The organism is Akkermansia sp. JRP_AM1, from assembly GCF_049262625.1.
Classification (GTDB): Bacteria; Verrucomicrobiota; Verrucomicrobiia; order Verrucomicrobiales; family Akkermansiaceae; genus Akkermansia; species Akkermansia massiliensis.
Window position 1 is genome coordinate 2,770,969 of sequence record NZ_CP118234.1, and the last position, 22,035, is coordinate 2,793,003.

General features: G+C 58.6%; 21 protein-coding genes and 2 pseudogenes. 14 read left to right on the top strand and 9 right to left on the bottom strand.

Going from position 1 to position 22,035, the window contains the following annotated elements:
- Nucleotides 1–6: 6 nt before the first annotated feature.
- The 5 genes from PVA48_RS13375 to PVA48_RS13395 all read left to right on the top strand — a co-directional run bounded on the left by PVA48_RS13375 (nt 7) and on the right by PVA48_RS13395 (nt 4,644).
- Complete coding sequence (locus tag PVA48_RS13375) at nt 7–1,086, top strand: alpha/beta hydrolase (RefSeq protein WP_102728137.1); 1,080 nt, start codon at nt 7–9, stop codon at nt 1,084–1,086.
- 140 nt (nt 1,087–1,226) lie between these two features.
- Nucleotides 1,227–2,366, top strand: a complete 1,140-nt coding sequence (locus PVA48_RS13380) for a metallophosphoesterase (protein ID WP_102728138.1) — start codon at nt 1,227–1,229, stop codon at nt 2,364–2,366.
- A gap of 182 nt (nt 2,367–2,548) precedes the next feature.
- On the top strand, nt 2,549–3,127 hold the full coding sequence (locus tag PVA48_RS13385; RefSeq protein ID WP_249853039.1) for a flavodoxin: 579 nt from the start codon (nt 2,549–2,551) through the stop codon (nt 3,125–3,127).
- Between the two features lie 77 nt (nt 3,128–3,204).
- On the top strand, nt 3,205–4,182 hold the full coding sequence (locus PVA48_RS13390; protein ID WP_215451153.1) for a carboxymuconolactone decarboxylase family protein: 978 nt from the start codon (nt 3,205–3,207) through the stop codon (nt 4,180–4,182).
- A gap of 171 nt (nt 4,183–4,353) precedes the next feature.
- Entirely contained in the window at nt 4,354–4,644 is a 291-nt protein-coding gene (locus PVA48_RS13395; protein WP_423231890.1) for a hypothetical protein, read from the top strand.
- On the opposite strand, the pseudogene PVA48_RS13400 reads toward PVA48_RS13395, so the two are convergent.
- Nucleotides 4,618–4,821 (bottom strand): annotated as a pseudogene (locus PVA48_RS13400) (MerR family DNA-binding transcriptional regulator); the annotation flags it as partial. The gene PVA48_RS13395 and the pseudogene PVA48_RS13400 overlap by 27 nt on opposite strands.
- A 282-nt stretch (nt 4,822–5,103) precedes the next feature.
- The gene (locus PVA48_RS13405; RefSeq protein WP_102728139.1) at nt 5,104–5,811 is read right to left on the bottom strand and encodes a PEP-CTERM sorting domain-containing protein; all 708 of its coding nucleotides are present in this window, start codon (nt 5,809–5,811) and stop codon (nt 5,104–5,106) included.
- An 878-nt stretch (nt 5,812–6,689) separates the two neighbouring features.
- Here PVA48_RS13405 and PVA48_RS13410 point away from each other — a divergent pair.
- Nucleotides 6,690–7,169: a YhcH/YjgK/YiaL family protein gene (locus PVA48_RS13410; RefSeq protein ID WP_180971813.1), complete on the top strand. Its 480-nt coding sequence runs from the start codon at nt 6,690–6,692 to the stop codon at nt 7,167–7,169.
- 89 nt (nt 7,170–7,258) lie between these two features.
- On the opposite strand, the gene PVA48_RS13415 is transcribed toward PVA48_RS13410, so the two are convergent.
- On the bottom strand, nt 7,259–8,749 hold the full coding sequence (locus PVA48_RS13415; protein ID WP_102728140.1) for an alpha-amylase: 1,491 nt from the start codon (nt 8,747–8,749) through the stop codon (nt 7,259–7,261).
- Between the two features lie 395 nt (nt 8,750–9,144).
- Nucleotides 9,145–10,529 (bottom strand): annotated as a pseudogene (locus PVA48_RS13420) (MATE family efflux transporter).
- 180 nt (nt 10,530–10,709) lie between these two features.
- Here PVA48_RS13420 and PVA48_RS13425 point away from each other — a divergent pair.
- From PVA48_RS13425 to PVA48_RS13435, 3 genes are all read left to right on the top strand, one after another.
- Nucleotides 10,710–11,156, top strand: a complete 447-nt coding sequence (locus PVA48_RS13425; protein ID WP_102728141.1) for a hypothetical protein — start codon at nt 10,710–10,712, stop codon at nt 11,154–11,156.
- 110 nt (nt 11,157–11,266) lie between these two features.
- Complete coding sequence (locus PVA48_RS13430) at nt 11,267–11,848, top strand: glycoside hydrolase family 20 zincin-like fold domain-containing protein (RefSeq protein ID WP_423231891.1); 582 nt, start codon at nt 11,267–11,269, stop codon at nt 11,846–11,848.
- 11 nt (nt 11,849–11,859) lie between these two features.
- Nucleotides 11,860–13,443 (top strand): family 20 glycosylhydrolase, encoded by a 1,584-nt coding sequence (locus PVA48_RS13435; RefSeq protein ID WP_423232535.1) that lies wholly within the window; start codon nt 11,860–11,862, stop codon nt 13,441–13,443.
- Nucleotides 13,444–13,548: 105 nt separating this feature from the next.
- Here PVA48_RS13435 and PVA48_RS13440 read toward each other — a convergent pair whose 3' ends face one another.
- Complete coding sequence (locus PVA48_RS13440) at nt 13,549–14,499, bottom strand: enolase C-terminal domain-like protein (RefSeq protein WP_146020165.1); 951 nt, start codon at nt 14,497–14,499, stop codon at nt 13,549–13,551.
- A gap of 72 nt (nt 14,500–14,571) precedes the next feature.
- On the opposite strand from PVA48_RS13440, the gene PVA48_RS13445 reads away from it, so the two are divergent.
- Nucleotides 14,572–15,495, top strand: coding sequence for an SDR family oxidoreductase (locus PVA48_RS13445; protein WP_180971814.1), 924 nt, complete (start codon nt 14,572–14,574; stop codon nt 15,493–15,495).
- Nucleotides 15,492–16,802 (top strand): class I SAM-dependent rRNA methyltransferase, encoded by a 1,311-nt coding sequence (locus PVA48_RS13450; RefSeq protein WP_022397119.1) that lies wholly within the window; start codon nt 15,492–15,494, stop codon nt 16,800–16,802. The genes PVA48_RS13445 and PVA48_RS13450 overlap by 4 nt, the downstream gene beginning before the upstream one ends.
- 120 nt (nt 16,803–16,922) lie before the next feature.
- Here PVA48_RS13450 and PVA48_RS13455 read toward each other — a convergent pair whose 3' ends face one another.
- Genes PVA48_RS13455 through PVA48_RS13465 form a run of 3 tightly spaced genes read right to left on the bottom strand, consistent with a single transcriptional unit; the run spans nt 16,923 to nt 18,824 of the window.
- Nucleotides 16,923–17,879, bottom strand: coding sequence for a hypothetical protein (locus PVA48_RS13455; RefSeq protein ID WP_249853037.1), 957 nt, complete (start codon nt 17,877–17,879; stop codon nt 16,923–16,925).
- Nucleotides 17,854–18,111 carry a hypothetical protein gene (locus PVA48_RS13460; protein ID WP_423231892.1) on the bottom strand — a complete coding sequence of 86 codons (258 nt, stop codon included), beginning with the start codon at nt 18,109–18,111 and terminating at the stop codon, nt 17,854–17,856. Before PVA48_RS13460 ends, PVA48_RS13455 begins: the two co-directional genes overlap by 26 nt.
- On the bottom strand, nt 18,105–18,824 hold the full coding sequence (locus PVA48_RS13465; RefSeq protein WP_423231893.1) for a hypothetical protein: 720 nt from the start codon (nt 18,822–18,824) through the stop codon (nt 18,105–18,107). The genes PVA48_RS13460 and PVA48_RS13465 overlap by 7 nt, the downstream gene beginning before the upstream one ends.
- A gap of 275 nt (nt 18,825–19,099) precedes the next feature.
- On the opposite strand from PVA48_RS13465, the gene PVA48_RS13470 reads away from it, so the two are divergent.
- From PVA48_RS13470 to PVA48_RS13480, 3 genes are read left to right on the top strand one after another with little or no spacing between them, the layout of a single operon-like run.
- A complete protein-coding gene (locus PVA48_RS13470; RefSeq protein WP_423231894.1) occupies nt 19,100–20,503 on the top strand; it encodes a hypothetical protein in 1,404 nt (467 codons plus the stop codon).
- Nucleotides 20,452–21,252, top strand: a complete 801-nt coding sequence (locus PVA48_RS13475) for a hypothetical protein (RefSeq protein ID WP_423231895.1) — start codon at nt 20,452–20,454, stop codon at nt 21,250–21,252. The genes PVA48_RS13470 and PVA48_RS13475 overlap by 52 nt, the downstream gene beginning before the upstream one ends.
- On the top strand, nt 21,198–21,566 hold the full coding sequence (locus PVA48_RS13480; protein WP_309557120.1) for a hypothetical protein: 369 nt from the start codon (nt 21,198–21,200) through the stop codon (nt 21,564–21,566). The genes PVA48_RS13475 and PVA48_RS13480 overlap by 55 nt, the downstream gene beginning before the upstream one ends.
- A gap of 13 nt (nt 21,567–21,579) precedes the next feature.
- Here PVA48_RS13480 and PVA48_RS13485 read toward each other — a convergent pair whose 3' ends face one another.
- Entirely contained in the window at nt 21,580–21,861 is a 282-nt protein-coding gene (locus tag PVA48_RS13485) for a KH domain-containing protein (RefSeq protein ID WP_012420852.1), read from the bottom strand.
- Nucleotides 21,862–22,035: the final 174 nt, after the last annotated feature.

The following is a 22,035-nucleotide window of genomic DNA, read 5'->3' on the forward strand; positions in this document are numbered from 1 at the left end:
AGAAAGATGACAGGGTATTCATTTAAAAGGTTTTGCGCGGCTTTCTCCGCCTGCATTTGCTGTGCAGGGAGCTTATCCGCTGAAAATAATAACGCCAACACGGACAGGATCATGAACGAACAACTGAATTTAACGCAGGAATGGGACAAGGTGTTTCCGAAGAGCGACAAGGTAGACCACCGCAAGGTAAGCTTCCGCAACCGCTACGGCATTACGCTGGCCGCGGATTTGTATATCCCCCGGAAGGCTGGCGGAAAGTTGCCGGCTATCGCCGTTTCCGGCCCCTTCGGAGCCGTGAAGGAACAATCTTCCGGGCTCTATGCCCAGACGATGGCCGAGCGCGGTTTTCTAACGATCGCGTTTGATCCCTCGTATACGGGAGAAAGCGGCGGGGAACCCCGTTATGTCGCTTCCCCGGATATCAATACGGAGGATTTCTCCGCAGCCGTCGACTACCTCTCCACACGCGACGACGTGGACCCCGAACGCATCGGAATCATCGGCATTTGCGGGTGGGGCGGCATGGCGGTGAACGCGGCGGCTATCGACACCCGCATCAAGGCGACGGTAGCGTCCACGATGTACGATATGAGCCGCGTGAACGCGAACGGCTATTTCGACGCGATGGACGCCGACGCCCGTTATGAGCTTCGCAAACAACTGAATGCCCAGCGCACCGCCGATGCGAAGAACGGTTCTTATGCGCTCGCGGGGGGCGTGCCCGATCCTCTGCCCGACGATGCCCCAGGATTCGTGAAGGATTACTACAATTACTATAAGACGCCCCGCGGCTACCACAAGCGTTCGCTCAACTCGAACGGCGGATGGAATACCACCTCCGCGCTCTCGTTCATCAATATGCCCCTGCTGGCGTACAGCGGTGAAATCCGCAGCGCCGTGCTCATGATTCACGGAGAAAAAGCCCATTCACGCTATTTCAGCGAGGATGCCTTCAAGAAATTGAAGGGGGATAACAAGGAGCTGATGATCATTCCCGGCGCGAGCCATGTGGACCTCTATGACAATCAAGCCGGGGTTATTCCTTTCGGCAAAATCGAGCAGTTCTTTCAGGAGCATCTGAAATAAGGAGGTTCTGCGGCTGACTTTGAAGGGAGCTGATTACGGTGAGGGACTCAACATGATAAGCCGTCTGCCGGTTGTTCGCAGGGGAAGGACAGTGTTCTTCCCGTTCCGGCGGGGTTCAAGCCATTTTAAGCAAGAGACACATGATACTGATTTTCGGAGCACTGCTGGCGGTTTACGTTTTCTGCCGCGCCATTCTGCCGCTTAGGCTGAAATGGGGCTGGAAGGCCCTGCTTGCCGTCCTTCTGGCGGTGGCGGCGTTCAAATTCCATCTGCTGCATTTGTTTGGCGGCCCCATGTTTTTCTCCCCGGTTCTGCCGGAAGGCGTCCTGCTGGCGGCCGCATGGCTGTTCTCCGTGCTTTTCCTGTTCTTTTTCCTGCTGCTGGCGGCGGACGCGGCGCGCCTCCTGTACCTGCTGGTTCTGTTCTGCCTGCGGAAGAAGAGGACGGAACGGTTCCGCATCATTGGCAACCGGGTGAACCTTGTCCTGCTGGCTTTCGCCGCCGTACTGGCTACCGTGGGGATGGTCGGAGGCACCGGGGTGCCGCGGGTAAAGGAGGAAACGATTTCCGTGAACCATCTGCCGGATGGGGCGGACGGCCTGGCAGTCGCCGTGCTGGCGGACCTTCATGTGGACGGCATCACGCGGGCGGACTGCATCAGGAAAATTGTGGAACGCACGAATGCCCTGAATCCGGACATCGTCATTATTGCCGGGGACTTCGTGGACGGGACGGTTCCCGTGCACGGGGATGATTTGAGGCCGCTTGCGGATTTGAAGGCCAGGTACGGGGTGTTCGGCGTGCCGGGCAATCATGAGTATTATTCCGGTTATGAGGAGTGGATGAAGTTCCTGCCCACCCTGGGCATACGGATGCTTCACAATGAGCACGTGTTGACGGGGGGAGATGCGGTGGTGCTGGCGGGGGTGACGGATCCTGTAGCCGGCATCATGGGGAAGGAGGTGCCGGATATACGCAAGGCGCTGGCGGGAGCCCCGGAAAAGGGGGTGCGCATCCTCGCCTCCCACCAGCCGCGCTTGGCCCCGGAAGCGGCCGCGCACGGCGTGGACCTCCAGGTTTCCGGCCATACGCACGGCGGCATGATTGCCGGCATTGACCGGCTGGTGGCTCGGTTCAACGAGGGCTTTGTGTCCGGATTGTACACGGTGGGGGAGATGAAGCTGTATGTCTCCAACGGGGCGGGGATTTGGAACGGCTTTCCCATCCGCATCGGCGTTCCTTCGGAAATCGTGCTGATCCGGCTCCGGAAAGAGGAATAAGAGTGTTTAGAGTGGAGTGGGTGCAATCTTTGGAACAGATGAGGGAAAACATGTTGACTTATAGCTGCTCTAACGTTTAGACAGGAAGAAGGAACAAGGGTCGTGCACGGAGACTGCCGGATGAAGCCGTTTTTCTTCCCGGGCTGTTTTCTGCGCGGCCTTCCAACCCAGACATTAAATTCATGAAAACAATATCAATGATATGCACGCTGGCGGCCGCCCTGATGACGGGGGCCGGATGCTCGGGACAGGAACAGCCCAAGGTTTCCGTGGAACCTGCCAAGGTGCTCGTCGCCTACTATTCATGGGGCGGCAATACGAAGTACGCCGCCGCGCAGATTCAGAAGGCGACGGGCGGAACCCTGTTTGAAATCAAGCCGGTCAAGCCTTACCCGTCCGGGTACCGGGAATGTACGGTACAGGCCAAAAAGGAGATTCAGGAAGGCGTCAGGCCGGAGCTGGCCGCCAGGGTGGAGGACATGGGCAAGTACGACGTGATTTTCATCGGCAGTCCCAACTGGTGGAGCACGATTGCGCCTCCGGTCGCCTCTTTCCTGGCAAGCCACGACCTTTCCGGCAAGACGGTGATTCCGTTTGTGACGCACGGAGGCGGCGGCATGGCGCGCTGCGGGGACGAGGTGCGGAAGCTGTGCCCCAAGTCCACCGTTCTCAAGGGCGGAGCTTTTGCCGGGGAAGGCATCCGGACGGCCAGGCCCGCGCTGGTCAAGTGGGTCAATGACACGATCACCATCAACAAATAATGCTCCTTATGAAACGAACCCTTGCGGGAATGGCTTTTTCCCTTGCCTGTCTGATGAACCTTTCAGAAGCCCAAACCATGAATAACGATACAAGCGCCTTGTCGCCAAAAGAACAACAGATTGCCGCCATCAGCGCCCATACGGCCAGGGGCGACATGCCCGGCCTGCGGAACGCCCTGACGGCGGGGCTGGACGCCGGACTGACCCTGAACGAGCTCAAGGAGGTGCTGGTCCAGATGTATGCCTATTGCGGCTTCCCCCGCAGCCTGAACGCCCTCAATGAGTTGATGGTTCTGGCGAAGGACCGCGCCTCGCGCGGCATCAATGATACGGTGGGAGAGGAGGCGGGAGCGCCGCCTGCCGGAAAGAGCATCGACTTCGGCACGGCCAACCAGACGAAGCTTTGCGGCGCTCCGGTGAAGGGGGATCTTTTCCTGTTCGCCCCGGCCATTGACGAGTTCCTGAAGGCGCATTTGTTCGGGGACATTTTCGGCCGCGACAATATGGACTGGAAGACCCGGGAGCTCGCCACCATCGCGGCCCTGGCCGCCATGACGGGCACGGAAAGCCAGTTGAACTCCCACATCCGCATCGGGAAGCACAACGGCCTGACTGACGGGCAGGTGGAGGCCATTCTGGCCGTATCCGCCGCTGCCGGGAAGAAGGACGCCTTCCCCAAAGGGGAGCCGGCTCCGGCCAATTTCACCGGAAAAGCCTGGGTAGCCATGCTGGTGGACAACAGGGATTACGACATGTCCGCCTATAACGTCACCTTTGCCCCCGGCACGCGGAACAACTGGCACAGCCATTCCGTGGGCCAGGTGCTGTTCTGCACGGAAGGCACGGGATACTACCAGGAGCGCGGCAAGGCCGCCCGGCGCCTGACGCCCGGTTCCGTGGTGGAAATCCCGGCCAATACGGAGCACTGGCACGGCGCGGCTCCGGACAGTGAGTTCGTGCACCTCGGCATCACGCCCAGGGCGGCTTCCAACAGGACGGCGTGGGGAGGCCCCGTGACCGATGCGGAGTATGCGGAGGCGACGGGAAGCAAATAAAAGCGCAGGGATTTTCCGGCGTTTCCTCCTTTTCCTTCGGAGAGGGGGCAGCCGGGAAGGTTTTTCTCCCTGACGGGAAATGAAGGAAAAAACAGGGCATCCGGGAATTCCAATGGAATTCCCGGATGCCTCCTGTTGCGGATTTAAGGGAAAGATTATTCTTCCGGAGCGATGTTCGGTTCGCTGGCGCTGACGTGGTTCAGCGGATTGCAGCTGTCCGGCCTGTGGTTGTTCAAAGATCCTGGTAAATTTCTTCTTGTACTTCAAGACTTCCATTTGCTTTTTCAGGATGCGGAGTTGTTCACGGAGGCTTTTCTCCTGCTTGAAAATCAGTTCGGCGCGTTCCGGAATGGTGGTGTCCCCTTCCTGGCACAGGTCGATGTAGTGCTTGACGCCTTCAATCGGGAGGCCCGTCATCCGGAGGCAGTGAACCAGGCGCAGCCAGCCCAGGGTGTAGTCTGAAAACATGCGGGCATTGCCTCCGCTGCGGTCCACGTCCGGAATCAATCCGGCGTTTTCATAGTAGCGGATGGTGTAGGCGGACATCTCCATCATTTCCGCAACCTGTTTCACGGTATATTTGGGAGTGCGGTCATAGGAAGGCCGGTAGGAGCTGGATGGGGTCTTTTGTGTGATCATTGTGCAGTTGATGGCTTACAGTTACTCTAATATACTACCGGTTGCGGGATGGCAAGCGTTTTGCGTTGCCTCGCGGGCAATAACGTGTTCATAAGGCAGGGAAAACGGCTGGGACCGCTTTCCGGCGGACGGAAGGGTTTTCTGACTGACTAATTGCCGGATGAAGGAAAAGGGGAAAGGCCGGAAAGCCGTCTCCATGGTTGCTCCTGGAGAAGACGCCGGAACATGAAAAAGGCTGTTCCGGTGAAGGAACAGCCTTGATTCATTGGAAGAAAGCACATTTCAGGCGCGCACCCTGCGGCGGCGCAGCATCATGGCGGCAAGCCCCAGCAGGCTCAGGGAGGCCGCGGCCGGTTCGGGGACGGCCAGCGTCCCTTCCAGGGAAAGGTCTTCCACGGTGGCGTTATCTCCTCCCCGGCCTCCGGAGCTTCCCACCACGGCATAGACCTTGCCGTTGCCGTTTTCCTTCATGGCTCTCAACTGGTCTTCCGTGAGGTCATAGTGAACGTTCCAGGGGGAGCCGTCATTGTTCCTCGTTCCCTTGCAGAGTTCCACCATTTCCCCGTCCCTGGTTTCATACCAGACGGAATACGTGTACGTTCCGGTGGTTCCGGACGGGGTGAGGTTCATGCTGAAGCTCAGGCCGGAGTAATCCTGAATGTTTTCAATGGTCATTTTCAGACCGAAGCAGACGCCCGCCGTGCCGGACATGCTGGGCAGGTTGATGGTCTGGTCTTCCGTGTTGGAGGTGGCATTCCCCCAGCGCATGTCGCCGTTGCCGGTAGTGGTGTACCATCCGTCAGCCCGAGAACCGAGCCAGTTTTTAACGTCGTCTCCCGTGATGCCGTCCCCGGCAAGGCGTCCCGCTGAGTTGTAGCCCTGGCCCGTCATGGCGCCGATGTCGGGCATCAGCTCGACGGTTGCCGCCGCAGCGACGCCTGCCAGAGAGGCCACGGCCAGGTGGATGATGAGGTATAATGCTTTCTTCATATTCGTGTGGAATGATTGAATTATTCGCAAACTACCGGATTAACAATCCGCGGAGCTCCGGAGACGTTTCAAACGGGAACGAAGGAAAGCTCAAATGCATGGTTAACAAACACTTTCCCGTTTTCTTCCAAGCCCGCATACTGCCTGGGAATTGGGAACTCCCGGCCCTAATGGATACTCTCGCCGGAGCAGGATGGCGGCTATTGAAGGAGAACCTCCGCTGCGCTGCGGAAAGATTTTTTACCCACGAAAGGCGGAGCCTTCCGTTCCCAGGCGCGGGAGGCGCAAATCCACCGTGAATAAACATTTCCACCGTTTCTTTTGCAGGTTGCCTTTCGCCTGGAAAGGACGGGAGCCTGCTCCTCATCTCATGGCTGTTTCCTTTCACAGACGCGTCTTTCCCGGAAGTTCGGGCTTCCCTGCTTCGTTGCGGAACGAAGAGAAAATCTATTGCATCAGGAACAGAAGCTGACGATTTACGGAGTATGGACAAGGGAAATTTCCCGAAAACGTTTTTCTTTCAGATGTTCATGCTTGACTCCGGATTGTTAATCCGATGCATGGTCTTCTCTATGTTTTAGGTAATTGAAACAGAATATATTATGGAGACGTTAAGAAGGTGTTTTCCTGCGCTGGTGATGCTTGTAGTTGGCAGCCGCGGGGAGGAATACCTCAATAAAGGGAGGCGGATGGAGCCAGTGCCTCCCCGTCCGTTTCCTGAAACTCCGGTTTCACGGCTTTCCTTCCGCCGGACGGGGGCCCGGTCAGGAATTGTCCGGAGCGGGAAGTGGGGGCCGGCGTGCGCCGTGTCCCGGCAAGTCCGGGAATTCCCATGGAAAAGAGTCAAAGGGTTTGACGGGCTTTTCCGGCCCGTTACAATGAGACCGCTCCGGGATGGAGCCTGCGCCATGATTATTGCCTCCCTTTCCGATTCCGCCCGTTACGAGTCTTTGAATCCCCTTTTCCAGCGGGCTTTCGATTTTGTCAGGGAGGCCGGTCCGGCTTCCCTGGAACCGGGCCCCCACGTCCTGGAGGAAGACGCCCTGATTGTGATGGTGAATGAGCCGGCGATGAAGAAGCCGGAGAAGGCCCGCATGGAAGTGCACGACAGGTTCATTGACATCCACGTTCCCCTTTCACGGGAGGAAGGGTTTGCGTGGAAGGACCGCTCTGCCCTGGAAAAGCCTTCCGAACCGTTCAACATGGAAAAGGACGCGCAGCATTACGACGATGCGCCGGACACCTCTTTTACCGTGAAGCCGGGGCAGTTCGCCGTCTTTTTCCCGGAGGACGCCCATGCCGGCTGCATCGGGGAAGGGGCTCTCCGTAAACTGGTGATTAAAGTCAGAACGGCCTGACCCGCCTTCCGGAAAGATGGTCCGGCGCCGGAACAGGCCGTTCCTCCACGCCCGCTCCGGCTTGCCTGCCGGTGGGGCAATCATTCAATTTATTCCTCGTCTTCCACCCTCGCGTCCTGCTTGGGGTCCTGCGGAGCGTTTTCCGGAATCCAGACGGCCACGTTGCCGCCGTGGACGAGGAACTGGCCGTTGCCTTCCTCGTCAATGGCGACGGTTTCCTCCACGTTTCCGGTGGCTTCCTTCCAGGTTTCCCCGGCGTGCTGCTTGCCCACGTTCATCACCTTGTCCCCGTCCTCTCCGTTGGAGATGAGCACGGCCACGCCGGAATGCGGGTGGTCGTCATTCCCCACGCGGGTGAAGCCGATGGTGTTCGGGTGGTCAAAGTAGTAGTTCTGCTCCCCGAAGGCATGGTTTTTGCGGATTTCCAGCAGGTTGTCGATGATGCCGCGGTGCATGGGCGGGTTGCCGCTTACTCCGTAGTAGTCTCCGTAGAAGATGCAGGGATAGCCTTCCTTCATGAGCAGGATGAGCGCATAGGCGGAGGGCTTGAACCAGTCTTCCACGGCTGATTCCAGGGAGCTGCCCCACTGGGAGTCATGGTTGTCCACAAAGGTGACGGCCAGCGTGGGGTGGTTCTGGACCAGGGTGCCGTCCAGAATCTTGGAAAGGTCGTAATCGCGGCCCTGCTTGGAAGCCTGGTACATGTTGTAGTGCAGGGGCACGTCAAACAGGTCCACCTTGTAGCGTTCCTCCTTGAGGTATTCGTTCAGGGAGTCCAGGTCCTGCTTCCAGTATTCGCCCACGGCGTAGAAATCCTCTCCCCTGTCCTTGCGGACGGCGGCCAGGAATTTCTTGATGAACTCGTCATTGATGTGCTTGATGGCGTCCAGCCTCATGCCGTCCAGGTCCAGTTCCCGGGATACCCAGACGCCCCATTTTTCCATTTCTTTCACCACTTCCGGGTGGTCGAAGTCCAGGTTGGCGAACATGAGGTAGTCATAGTTGCCGTTTTCTTCGTCCACGCCTTCGCTCCAGCTTTTCCCGTCCCCCATGATCTTGAAGATGGAAGTTTTTTCCGTAGCGGCGTCGTAGTCCGTGCCGGTGAAGTGGTACCAGTGCCATTTGAAGTCGGAGTACTTGTCTCCGCGGCCGGGGAAGTTGAAGCCGGTCCAGCCTTCGATTTCGTAGGCGTCCGTGATTTCCTTGTCCCGGTTCTGCTGGTCCACTTCCTTGGCCATGAATTTTTCCGTATAGTCCGCTCCGGCCTTGTGGTTCATGACGGCGTCCAGGTAGACGCCCACATGGTGTTCATGAAGGGCCTTGATGGCGTCCTGGAGTTCCTGCTTGGTGCCGTATTTGGTGCGGACCGTGTTCTTCTGGTCGAATTCCCCTAGGTCAAACAGGTCGTAGGTGCCGTAGCCCACGTCGTTCTGTTCCTTGCCCTTGTAGGCCGGGGGAATCCAGACAGCTGTGACGCCTATCTCTTCCAGATGGGGGGCGTCTTCCTTCAGCTTGTTCCAGAACTGCCCGTCGTTGGGCAGGTTCCACTCAAAATATTGCATCATGATTCCGTTTTTCATTTTGTCAGATTCCTTGTAAATGTCGTTCGGGTTGTTCCGCCTTCAGGAGGCCGGCTGATGGGGAAGACGGTTCCCTGGCGTCTGCCGGGCGGGGCTCCGCATGATGATTTCACACGAAGCCGTCAACAAGATAGAGTCCTTAAAGCGCGGCGCGTTCGGCATACTGCCGGTGTTATGTCCCGCAAAATGTCAGGGAGAACGTGTGGAAAGCTGGAAAAGAGGGCTTTTCGCCAGGGCCGGACTGAACTTGCCCGCGAGCCGTCAGGAGTGAAACTGGCCCTTGCTGCTGCTGGAAAAACGAGCGTCAGCGAACGAGTGTGGAAAGAGAGGGCGCGGCCTTTGTCCGCCTGTTCATTCCGAAGCCGCAGAGGCCTGCGGCGCTCCCTGGAAGGGCTTCACGCTTCGGCCGTGCTGTGGTCCAGGTAGTGCCTGTTTTTCAGCCGGTAGTATTTGAGGAACCTCCGGATGAAGAGCAGGGTGACGATGAAGGAGAGCACGTCCGCCAGCGGGAGGGAGGCCCAGACGCCGTCCTGTCCCCAGAACCTGGGCAGCACCAGCAGGAACGGCAGCAGGAAGAGCATCTGGCGCGTCAGGGAAAGGAAGATGGCCAGACGGGCCTTCCCGATGGCCTGGAAGAAGTTGCCGATGATGATCTGGCTGCCGATGAGCGGGAAGGCCAGCACGCAGATGGTGAGGCCGTTGGCCGCCAGGCTGATGAGCGCGGCGTCATCCGTGAAGAGCCCGGCAATGCCGCGGGGGAAGAAAACGCAGGCCAGGAAGCCCAGCGTGGTGAAGGAAGTGCCCGCCAGCACGCCGTACTTGAGGGTGAGCAGGACGCGCCCCGGCTTCATGGCCCCGTGGTTGTAGCCGATGATGGGCTGCATGCCCTGCGTGAGGCCGATGACGAGCATGGCGAACAGGATGAGAATGCGGTTGATGATGCCGTAAGCGCCGATAGCCAGGTCCCCCCGTGGTCCGCAAGCTGCCTGTTGATGGCGATGGTGACCGCGCTGCCGCATACGTTTACCAGGCACGGAGCCATGCCGATGGACAGGATGCCGGTGACGATGGCCTTGCGCAGTTCCCAGATGCCGCGGCGGAAGTGGACCGTGCTGGCCGCGTCCGAGAAGTGGAGCAGCACGCGCGCCATGCCGGTGACCTGGGCCAGCAGGGTGGCCAGGGCTGCCCCGGTGATGCCCCATTTGAACCAGAAGATGAAGATGGGAGCCAGGATGATGTTGATCCCCACGGAGAGCAGGGTGGAGCCCATGGCCTTTTTCGGGTAGCCGGTGGCCCTCATCACGTGGTTGAGGTTGAAAAAGACGTACGTGACGGGCAGCCCCAGCAGGGTGACGAGCATGAAGTCGTACGCGTAGGCGAGGGTTTGCCCGCTGGCGCCGAAGGCGGTCAGGATTTCCGTCAGGAAGAGCAGTGTGGGAACCACCAGCACCACGGCGGCGATCAGGCTCATGATGAGGACGTTCCCCAGCGTGCGCTCCGTCCCCTCCTGGTCCTTCTTGCCCAGACGGATGGAGCTGATGGCCGCCCCGCCGATGCCCACCAGCGTGCCCAGCGCAAAGGTCAGGTTCATGATGGGGAAGGTGACGGCCAGGCCGGACAGGGCCAGGGGGCCCACGCCGTGGCCGATGAAGACGCTGTCAATGATGTTGTACAGGGAGTACACCACCATGCCGGCGATGGAGGGCAGGGAGTACTGGACCAGCAGACGCCATACGGATGCGTTTTCCAATTCTGCGATGTTGCGTGACTGGGCTGCCATGGACGGACCTCCTTTTCAGACGGGAGGCAAACTATAGGAATGCGCGGAGGGGTTGTCAAGCTGTCCACCCGTCCGGGGAGCGGGCATTTTTCCGCCGGAGCGGCCGGAAAGGCCTGTTTTTGATTGACTGGGGAAGCTTTTGGGGGTTGATTCCTTTCCGCCTTTTTCCAGGAACACGCCATGACTTTTTCCGTTTGCCCTTTCCTGCGCCTTGCCGCCGTCTGCGGAGGCGCCCTTCTGTGCTCTTCCTGCCTGCCCATGCTCGGCACCGGGCAGATGCTGGCGGGCAGCCATCTTGCGGACGGCCTGCTGTCCACCTCCCCCCTGGACCTGGTGTGGAGGGGGGACATCCGGTCCTTTCCCTCCTCCGGGCTGGATACGCCCAGGGGCTTCAAGGTTTCCCCCGCGGATTCCTATTCCCTGCTGATGGAGGCGCGCCCCGGCATTGCCGGAGAGTGGGCCTGCTACCATGACCGGAACAGTTACTACTGGGCCTTTGTGGCCGGGAAGAAGGAGGAGGAAGCGGGGCTTTACGCCGTGCGCCGCGGCGTGGCCGTGAACGGAACCACCGGGGAGATTGAAGACCACCCCGCCGCGCAGGCCGTCAAGCCTCCCTCCGTCATGTAGGCGCGGGTTCTGGTCTTTTTGCAAAAACCGCTGCCGGGAACCCGTTTTCCGGGCTGTGGAACACGATAGATTTGACAGGCAGGGGCCTTTGCGGGCGTATTATTACCCGCATGAAGTTCCTTTTATTATCGTTTGCGTGGATGTGCATGGCGTGCGCCGGGGCGTGGGGGCAGGATACGGCTCCCTCCTTCCCGGCGAACGGAGCCAATTACAGGCTGTTCCCGGCGGACCAGCCGCCCCTGGTTCCCAAGCCCCAGCAGCTGCACTGGACCGGCAAGGCCATTCGCGTGCAGTCCGTTCGCATCCTGGCCCCGTCTCCGTCCAGGACTTCCTATCCGGAACAGATGAAGTTCATCGTTTCCGAATTGAAGTCCTTCCTGGCGGACCACCGGGTGAAGGTGGCTCCGGACGGGGCGTTCGCCGTCAAGTTCGTGAAGGGGGAGGTGAAGGCCGGCACGGAGAATCCCAAGCTGAAGGAGGAGGCCTATTCACTCCGCGTGACTCCCGGCGGCGCGCTGATTACGGCGGCGGACACCAGGGGGTTTTATTACGGCATGAAGACGCTGGAGCAGCTTCTTCTGCGCCGCGGCGGGACGACGACCATCGCCGCCTGCGATATCGTGGACTGGCCGGATTTTGAAATCCGCGGGTTCATGAACGACGTGGGCCGCAATTACATGCCGCTCCCCTGATCGCGCAGGAGCTGGATTCCATGGCGCAGCTTAAGCTGAACGTGTACCACTTCCATTTCACGGAGCATCCCGGCTGGCGGCTGGAGTCCAAGATTTATCCGGAACTGAATGATCCCAAGAATTTCACCCGCATGCCGGGCAAATTCTATACGCAGAAGGAGTTCAAGCAATTGGTGGAGTACTGCCGCCTGCGCAACATCCTGCTGATTCCGGAGATGGACATGCCGGGGCACAGCCAGGCGTTCCGGAAGGCGCTCAACGTGAAGATGAGCGATGAAAAGGCCACGAAGGCCCTGGTGGCCCTGATCAAGGAGATGTGCGCCCTGGTTCCCAAGGAGAAGATGCCCATCATCCACATCGGCACGGACGAGGCCCACGGCAAGGACGAGCAGGTGAACAATGACATTCTGAAGGAATACATCAATGCGGTGGAATCCTGCGGCCGCACGCCCATGAGGTGGCACCCCGGTCTGACGCCTAAGGGCTATAACGGCTCCATCCTGCAATTGTGGTCCGGCCGCCAGAACCGCGGCGCATGGCCTGTCAACGGGTCCAAGTACGTGGATTCCCTGGAGACCTACCTGAACCACCTCGATCCGTTTGAAACGGCCATGACCATGTACTTCCGCCGGGCCTGCCCGTTCCAGAATGCGGACGGCCTGGGCATGATGCTGTGCTCTTTCCCGGACCTGGAAATTACGGACCCGCGCAACCAGGTTCTCCAGACGCCCGTTTACGCAGGGATGGCGTTCGTTTCCGAGCCCTTGTGGAACAATCCCCATGAAAAGGTGCAGGGAGACCCCAACCAGGACGAGTACATGAAGTATTTCTCCAACCTGCCCGTGCAGGGGGACCCGTTGCTGAAAGGATTTGCGGAGTATGAAAACCGCGTGCTCGCCATCCGGGACCGCTTCTTCGTGAACAAGGAGTTCAATTACGTGCGGCAGGCCAATATTCCGTGGAAGCTGCTGGGCCCCATTCCCAACGGAGGGAAGACGGAAACGGAGTTCGCCCCGGAGGCGGACAACAAGACCGGGAAGATGAAGGATTCCTACGAGATTGACGGCGTTACCTACGAGTGGTCCAAGGACGCCTACACCGGAGCCACCATCATCTTCAAGCATTACTGCGATTTCCCGACGCTGTTCAACGGGGCGAAGATGGGGGCCTATCCCCACAAGAACCACACCTATTACGCGCAGACCTGGATTTATTCCCCGAAGGCGCAGACGGTGCCCTTCTGGATCAGCGGTCATACCTGGGCCACGTCCGACTGGCGCAACGGCCCGGCGAGCGTCCCCGGCAAGTGGTTCCACGCGAATCCCAGGTTCTTCGTGAACGGGCAGGAGATTGACCCCCCGCAATGGAAGAAGCCGCGCAACGGCGGCGTGCTGGTGGATGAAAACTACCATTTCCGGGAGCCTTCCATGGTTCCCCTGAAGAAGGGCTGGAACCGCGTGCTGGTGAAGAGCCCCAGCAACAATTCCGCGCGCCGGTGGATGTTCACGTTCGTTCCGGTGCAGGTGAACCCCAAGACGCCCGGCTGCAACGTGAAGGAGTATCCCGGCCTCAAGTTCGCCGCGGAACCGAAGTAAAGGGCTTTTCCGGTTGTTCCCAGGCAAATGACGAAGGCATGAGGCGCGTTCCGCTTCATGCCTTTTTTATGGCCGGACGGGGTTCCGAGAGAGCGCGGCGTCCTGTCAGAGTTTTTTCCAGGGCAGGGCTTCCAGCATCCCGTCAAAGCCCAGGCCCGTTCCGGCGGGAACGGCTACCTGCGGGTTCATGCCGCCCATCTGGTCAAGGAAGGGGTCCGGTTCAAACAGGAGGTGCGTGCAGAGGCCACAGAGGGGGATTTCCGTGGGCAGGGCGTTGCGGTAGTAGTCCGCCGCCTGGTAGACGGCCCAGAGCTGCCCCACGGGATGGTCCATGACGGTGGTGAACACGGGGGGCTCGTAAAGATACTCCGGCGTGGCTTCCCTCGCGGGCTTGACGATGCGGATGATGGGCAGGTCCGAGGAGATGGCCGGCTGGTGCTCCGAGTCCGAGCCCATGTCCAGGGCCAGCGGCATGCCGGCGTCCACCAGCCGTTCCCAGCTCTGGACGGAGAAGGGGCACGGGTCTTCAATGAAGTCTATCCGGGTTTTCAGGTGGTGGGGCAGGGATTTCCAGAATTTCAGGGCGTCGTTTTCATTCAGGCACCCGTTGAAGTCCAGCCGCCAGCGCCAGGCGGGGACCATGGAGGCGAGCATGGTCAGCCGTTCCAGGGCGGCGGCCAGGTTGGGGCTTGCCTTGATTTTTCCGGCCTTGAACCCCTTGGATTCCATGATGCGGATGGTGGCGGGGCTGACGCAGGAGGGCAGCGTGGCGTGGCTGGCGGGAATGTGCAGGCCGTCAAACAGGCTGGCGCCCTTCGCGCGCGCCTCCCCGTCCGTCCGGGCGCATTCCAAGGCGCGGATGCCCAGCGGCAGCGGGTTTCCCTTCCTGAGCGCGTCCAGTTCCTCCTGCAACGTGGCGTCCCCCAGCTCCGGCCACGGCTGGATGCAGCCGTACCCGCCTTCATCCGTTTTAATGAGGGCTCCTTTCCTGCATACTTCCGCGGCTCTGGCGTTCAGCGGACCGCAGGCCGTTAAAGAATATTCATGGTAAAACACAACTTTAATTCAAACAGCCTTTCAATCTTTTGTCACGATGAAAAAAGGTTTTCATTGGATTTTGGAGGGGGAATGGCTAAGCTCCGTGTCATGTACAGAACATTGGTGTTCGGAGCGGGCGGCCGTGTGGGGAGCCGCCTGGCGGCGCATCTGGAAGAGGAAGGCATGGAAGTGGTGGGATGCGGACGGGACGCCTGTGATTTAAAGGATTTAAAAGCCCTGAAAAACGTGCTGCTTTCCTCCGGCGCCACCCACGTGGTGAACTGCGCCGCCGTGAGCGGCCTGGAGGCCTGCCTGGATGATCCGGAGACGGCGCACCGCGTGAACGCCATGGCCCCGGAGATGATGGCTCGCATCTGCCGCCTGGAGGGCATGCGCTTCATCCACCTGAGCACGGACTACGTGCTGGACGGCAGGAGGGCCGGCCTGAAAACGGAGTCGGACAAGTGCCGCCCCGTGAACGTGTACGGAGAATCCAAGCTGGAGGCGGAACTCCGCGTGCGGGAGGAAATGCCGGAGGCGCTGGTTGCCCGCGTTTCCTGGGTGTTCGGCAATCCGGAACGGCCCTCCTTCCCGGAGATGGTGCTGCGGAAGGCGCTGAACGGAGAACCCCTCTCCGCCGTGGCGGACAAATGGTCCATGCCCGCGTGGGTGGAGGATTTGTGCGGGTGGCTCCGTTTCCTGGCCTATGAAAGCGACGCGTCCGGCGTGCTGCACCTGTGCCAGTCCGGGGAACCCGTCTCCTGGCACGGTTATGCCGTGACCGCTCTGAAATGCGCCGTGAAGCACGGGCTGCTGCCTTCTTTGCCGCCCGTGGCGGAACAAAAGCTCGACGAACAGGCCGGTTTCAGGGATGCTCGGCCCCGGCATACCGCCATGTCCTGCGAACGGCTCGCTTCTCTGATGAAGCGGCCCGTGAGGACGTATGAAGAGGCCATCGACCTGGCCGTGGCCCGCTATGCCTCAGATTCAACCTTCCTCTCCCGCATTTCATGAACGATTTCCGCAATTCCCGTGATTCTAGCGATTCCCGCCCCAGGCCCGCCTACCGGGACCGCCGCTCCCAGCCGGGGCGCCCGCGCACGGCTCCCAAAAAGAACCTTTTTGTCAACAAGTCCCCGGAGGGCAGTGAACAATGGCTCACGCCGTGGGTGGAGCTGAAATACTTCACGTACAATCCCGCCGTTTTCCCCCGCATGCTCGGCTCCGTGAGCGGGGAAATAGCCCCGGGAAGCCTGGTGCACGTCTATGACAAGAACGGGGAACTGTTCGGCGCGGGCTTCTGGAACGAGGCCAGCCGCACGCCCCTGCGCGTGGTGTACCACGGGAAGGACGCCTTTACCGAGCGGGACCTGGACGCCGCCCTGGAACGCGCCGTGAAGCTGCGCCGGGAGATTCTGTGCCTGGATGAAACCACCAACGCTTACCGCGTGCTGCACGGTGACTCCGACGGCCTGGGCGGCCTGGTGGTGGACCGTTACGCGGACGTGCTGAGCCTGGAGGTGAGCACGCTGGCCGTCTGGCAGAGGCTGGACCGCTGGCTGCCCCTGCTGCACCGCCTGTGCGGCACGAAGCGCCACGTGGTGCAGGTGGACGAAGGCATTGCCCGCATGGAGGGCATCCGCGCGGAGGACGCCCCGGAATCCCCCGCTCCGGTCCGGCTGGTGAAGATTGTGGAAAACGGCATCACTTATGAAGTGGACTTCGCCCAGGGGCACAAGACGGGCTTCTTCTGCGACCAGCGGGACAACCGCCTTAAATTCGCCTCCCTGGTGAAGGGGGCCGCGGTGCTGGACCTGTGCTGCTACAGCGGCGGCTTTTCCATTGCCGCCAAAATGCTGGGAGGAGCGGCGGAAGTCACGGGCGTGGACCTGGATGAAAAGGCCATCGCCATGGCGAAGAGGAACGGCAATATCAACCAGCAGCGCATCGACTTCGTGCATGCGGACGCCTTTGTCTACGCGCGCCAGATGGTGCGCAACGGGCGGCTGTTTGACGCCGTGCTGCTGGACCCGCCCAAATTCATCATCGGCAGGGAGGGGTATGAGGAAGGCATCAAGAAGTACCATGACCTCAACATGCTGGGGCTGCAATGCGTGCGGCCCGGCGGCCTGTTCGTCACCTGTTCCTGTTCCGGGCTGCTTTCCCCTGCGGAGTTTGAGCACACCGTCATCAAGGCCGCCCAGCGGCAGGGGCGCAAGCTCCAAATCATGGCGATGACCGGCCCCGGCTGGGACCACCCCTTCCTGAGCACGTACCCGGAAGGCCGCTACCTGAAGGTGCTCTGGGCCATTGCCTTGTAGGGAAGGACTGGATATTCAATGTTTCCCCGCACTTTACGAAAGTAATGACTTGAAAAAGCACCTGCCGTTTTTATGGCAGGTGCTTTTGAAAGGTTATTCTTCAAAGGGGAACAGGTGTTTTTATTTCTTTCCCTTCTTTTTAAGAAGTCGGTCATGTTCAACCCGGTGCCTGCCCTGGTAGAGAAAGTCGGTTTCAGGTTCACGGCCAACGGTGTGGTCAATCAGGTTGGGAATGTCTTCCCTGGTGTATCCGGATTGAAGCAGGAATTCTTCTACCTTGGAATATTGACCGGGAAATTCGGAGACGAGCAATTCCATGAACACTTTTTCCAGATGCTTGACTTCGTCTTCCACCATGACGTTTCTTGCTTCAATGAAAGACTCTCCCCACGCTACATCATTGATAAGAATCTTAAGCTCTCTCATGCTGAGTTGTTTGAGTTTTCTCACCTGTTCTTCAGAGCGTTTCCGGTTTTCCTCTGTTTGGGCAGGCATATCTTTAAGATCTTTATAGGCTGCAATCCTGTAGGGATTCTTCTCTCCGGCATTTTTAAACTGTTTCAGAATACAGGCGTAATAGGGGAGCAGAAGTTTCCGAATGACCGTTTTTTTCAGGGGTGGTTTCATTTTCCCGGAATTTCGGACCAGGGTTATATATTTTTCCAGATGGCCGCATACCATGGATTTACGGTTCAGGTCCTCCGCATCGTCCATATCGACATCCGGTTCCGTTTCCCGGTAGGTCTTAAAGGTAAAAACTGGAGCCAGGGCGGCGAGGTAGCAATGCCAGACTTTTTCCTTTAACTCAGCATGGATGTTATCCTGCGTTGTCACTTTAAAAGTGAGGGCATCTTGTTCCATCTTCTTGTAAAAGGATTTGAACCGTTTGTCTTTCAGCATGGCGGCAAGCTCTCCGATGCCGGGGGAAGGGTGTTTGTACTGCTCAATGCAGTCCGGGCTTTCCAACTCAGGAGCAGCCAAGGCGGAATTCCAGCCGATTATTGGCAAGACAAAACAAAGGAATAAGCGTGGCAGTATTTTCATCAAGGTTTTAGCCATCATTGCTGTTTCTTTCAAATTTAATATTGAATTTTTCGACAATCGTATTTGTCGTAGATTCATCAATGGCTTCTATATGATATTTTTGATTAGTTGTGCTCAACAGAATGGTATCTTCTGCTTCGCTTCCCTCTCCTCCATGTCCTCTATGTACATATAATTTGCATACAAACCAAAATTTTTGAGGATTATATTTCGAATTCTTAATTGTTTCTATAATTTCTTCGATAAGACGATTATCGCCTACCATGTCATAAAAATGATTTTTGTTTCCAACGGAACCGGAAAGATTACAAGTTTTATGTTCATTCGCCAGTTCTGGTTTAGTTTTTGGAGGCTTGGAATTTTTCCTTCCCACATGAGGCCCCCATCCCGTTCAATGATTTTGATCTTTTTGAAACTGACGTTAGTAGGAGAAAGCGTTAATTGAATAAAGCCTAAAAGGCCATGTTCCCCTTTGGAGAATTGAAACATATCAGTAGATATGGGGTTTCCGTCTCCCATGTCTATTATACCCTCAAATTTTTCTTTCTTTAGCTTTTTAGGGATTCTGATATTGATAGTAATTTCAGCTTTTTGACCTTCACTTGTTTCTGCTTTGATTTTTGCGGTCGCGTCCTTCTCCAGGTCATCCTTCGCAGTCAGAGCAATTTTTAATTCTCCCTGAAGTTGTTCGGTATTAACTTGTTTGAACCCATTCCCTTCTATATTCCATTTAAGTTCTTTGATGGCGCCTTTCGGTTTGCCGACAAGCAAGAAAGTGATTTTTTCACCGATCCCGATGTTTTTCCTTTTCCGATCCTCTTCCTTATCTCCTGTTCCGCCTTTGATGTAATAATCTGCAGAACAAAGTGCTGTTTGCTGTTTAATTTGCAGGGGGCCGGTGGCTTCTTCTTCCGTTTCTTCCAGAGTGTCTTTCTCTTCTTCATCAGCCCACAGAAAAACGGAACTGAATAGAATCATCAGAATGAGGATCGACAAACGGGAAAGAAATGAAGGGGGAGTTAGCGGCATTTTATAAAAGAATAATTGAATTTTATATAAAAACATATTATCCGTCAATATGGGTTTTTGAAATATAGGGTTATGAAAATTTTATACCAATAAATGGTTAGTCTGTTCCGTATATGGTGCGCAAAGGAGATTGAAACAGGCAGGCGCCGGAAGAGGCGATTCTTCACATCACCTTTCAGGCGTGTTGACGGCTTTTCCTCCTCCCTGCTTTGGTGGGGAGGAATATGGCAAAACAAGTATTACAGCGGCTCAGTTTCACCGCCGGGGAACTGACCCCGTGGCTGGCCGGGCGCGCCGACCTGGACCCTGTGTCCCGCGGCGCCTCCCGGCTGAGGAATTTCCTGGTCAGCCCATTCGGCGGACTCCGGCGCAGGCCGGGAACGCGCCTGGTTGCCCGCGCTGGGTGCACGGAGGGGGGCGTGAGGCTGGTTTCCTTCAAGTACTCCACGGGGGTGCAGTTCATGCTGGAAGTGGGGCGCGGCTACATCCGGTATTTCAAGGACGGCGCGCCCCTGCCGGATGCGGAGGGCGGCGTGCTGGAAACGCCTACCCCGTGGAAGACGGACGAGCAGGTGGGGAACCTCCGGATGCAGCAGCTGAATGATGTGATTTACTGCGTGGAGCCGTCCACGCCGCCCATGACGCTGGCCCGCCATGCGGACGATGACTGGAGGCTGGAGGCGCTGGAGTTTTCCGGCATGCCCTATGAAAGCTCCCTGTTCAATGCCGTGAGGCTGGAATGCCGCATGGTGCGGGACGGCAGCGCCAACAGGTTGCTGGCCACGGCGGACGAGGATGTGTTCACGCCGGAAATGGAGGGAAGGGAATTTCTGCGCGTCACCAGGAAGTACGGAGAGGCTGTTGTGGAGGGAACGCAGATGCCCTTTTACCATCTGACGACCCTGGACCGGGACCTCTACAAGGGGGAGACTTTTTCCATGGACCGGGAGGACGGCTGGCGGCAGGCCTATACCTGCATCCGTGATTTCAGCCGGAAAAACGACTACCAGCCCGGAGTGAACCGCCCGGAGCGGTACACGGCCTTTTTTGAAAAAGGTTCCGATGCCAGCGCCCGCGTCCATGTCAGCGGCGCGTGGACGCTGGAAACGACGGGCACCTGGGATGCGGAGTGGGAAATCTGCCGGGGGTATCCGGACGGCTCCAACTACCTTCCCAACCAGCCGGAGCTGGTGTGGCATTCCGTGAAGAGCTTCCAGCAGCGGGACGGGTTCCGGAACAACTTTACCCTGAGCGGCAATGAAGAGGAAATGTCCTACTACAAAATCCGCCTGATGGCGTACAGGAACGGCGTTTCCACGGGAACGCCCGTGTTCCGGGCCGCCACCGGCTCCTTCAACCATGAAATGGTAGTGGAGGAATATGTTTCCCCCGCAGCGTCTACCTCGCGAACGCCCTTCACCTGTCCTATTACGTGCTGGGCGACTGCGAGACCAATGACTGGTCATTCGGCGCGTTCGGCGTCCGGAACGGCTATCCGTGCACGGTGGAGTTCCACCAGGGGCGGCTGTGGTTCGGGGGTACGCCGGGGCAGCCGCAGACGCTGTGGGCCAGCAGGGTGGATGATTTTTCCGCGTTCACTCCCGGCATTCCGTCGGATTCTCCCATGATTCTGACGATGGCGGCCTCCCAGCAGAACCGCATCTCCTGGATTGCCTCACTCCGGGGGCTGATGATCGGCACCAGTGAGGGAGAGTGGCGCTTGTCCGCCTCCAACTCGGAAGGGCTGAATGCGTCCAATGCCGGGTTTGAGCGCCATTCCGGGGTGGGGTCCGCCTCTCTGGACGCCCTGACGGTGGAAAACAGCCTTCTGTTCGTGCAGCAGGGAGGGATGAAGGTCCGGGAATTGTTCTATTCCCTGGAGGCGGACGGCTACCAGACGCGGGACGTCAGCCTGCTGTCCGACCACCTGCTGGCGGCGGGGATTGTGGACTGGACGGTGCAGAGGAGCACGGCGTTCCACGTCTGGTGCGTGCTGGGGGACGGCAGCGCCGTGTGCATGACGCTGAACAGGGAGCAGAACGTGGCGGCGTGGCACGCCCACCGCCTGGAGCATGGACGCATCCTGTCCGTGGCGTCCCTGCGCGGCTCCCATGGCACGCCGGATGAAGAGGTGTGGTTTGCCGTGGCGCGCGGGGAAGGGGAGCGGGCCTGCATCACGGTGGAACGCCTGGCGGACGGCAACGTCTGCCTGGATGCCTGCACGGAGGCCGTGGTGCAGGGAGAGAAGATGGCCGGCCTGGGCCATCTGGCGGGGTGCGGCGCCCTCCTGCTGGACGGGGAGGAGCCTGCCTGCCCGTCAGCGTGGACGGGGAGGGGAATGCCGCCTGTCCCGGCAGGCTGGACGGAGAAACCGTGACCGTAGGGCTGGCCGCTCCGGCGGAGGTGAGGACGATGCCCCTGGAGACGCTTGAGACGCTGGGCAGGTTTAAAAAGCAGCTTGGCGCGCGGGCGCTCCTTCATGAAAGCACCCTGAAATTCCGTTACGGAACGGGCCATCCGGATGCGTGGAGGGATTTCCAGCCCGGCAGGTACGGCGTGGCGGAGCCTTATTCCGGCTACGTGCGGATGATCCACAACTACGGCATGGATGAACAGTCCTGCTTCGCCCTCCGTGTGGAGACGCCGGACCAGTTCAATCTGCTGGCCCTGGTGCTGGATGTGGAATTATAGGGCGCGGGAGCGCTTACGGCTGTTCGGCCGCCTCCTCATGGGAAAGCATGTGCACGATGACCTTGATGCCGTGCTTTTCCCCGGCCGCCTTCGCCAGGGAGCGGATGGCGGAGGCCGTCATTCCGTTGCGGCCGATGATGCGGGCCACGTCCGTCTTTTCCAGAATCAGGCGGAAGCGGACGGCGTCTCCCTGCGGAGATTCCGCAACGCGCAATTCCGCCTGTTCCGGATGTTGCACGAATTGCAGAGCGATCAATTGCAGGTACTGGCGGATTTGTTCTACGGCAGGATGCATGAAGGGAAATGTGGGTTATTTCCATTACCCTACTATAAAACCGCCTGATTGAAAAGATGCAATTCCAGACATTCCCTGAAAAAGAAAGTCGCCCCGGTCGTAAAACGACCGGGGCGCCCCAACTACCCTATGAAACTGGATCCGTTAAGATCCAGAGAGCTTTTTAACGAGCGC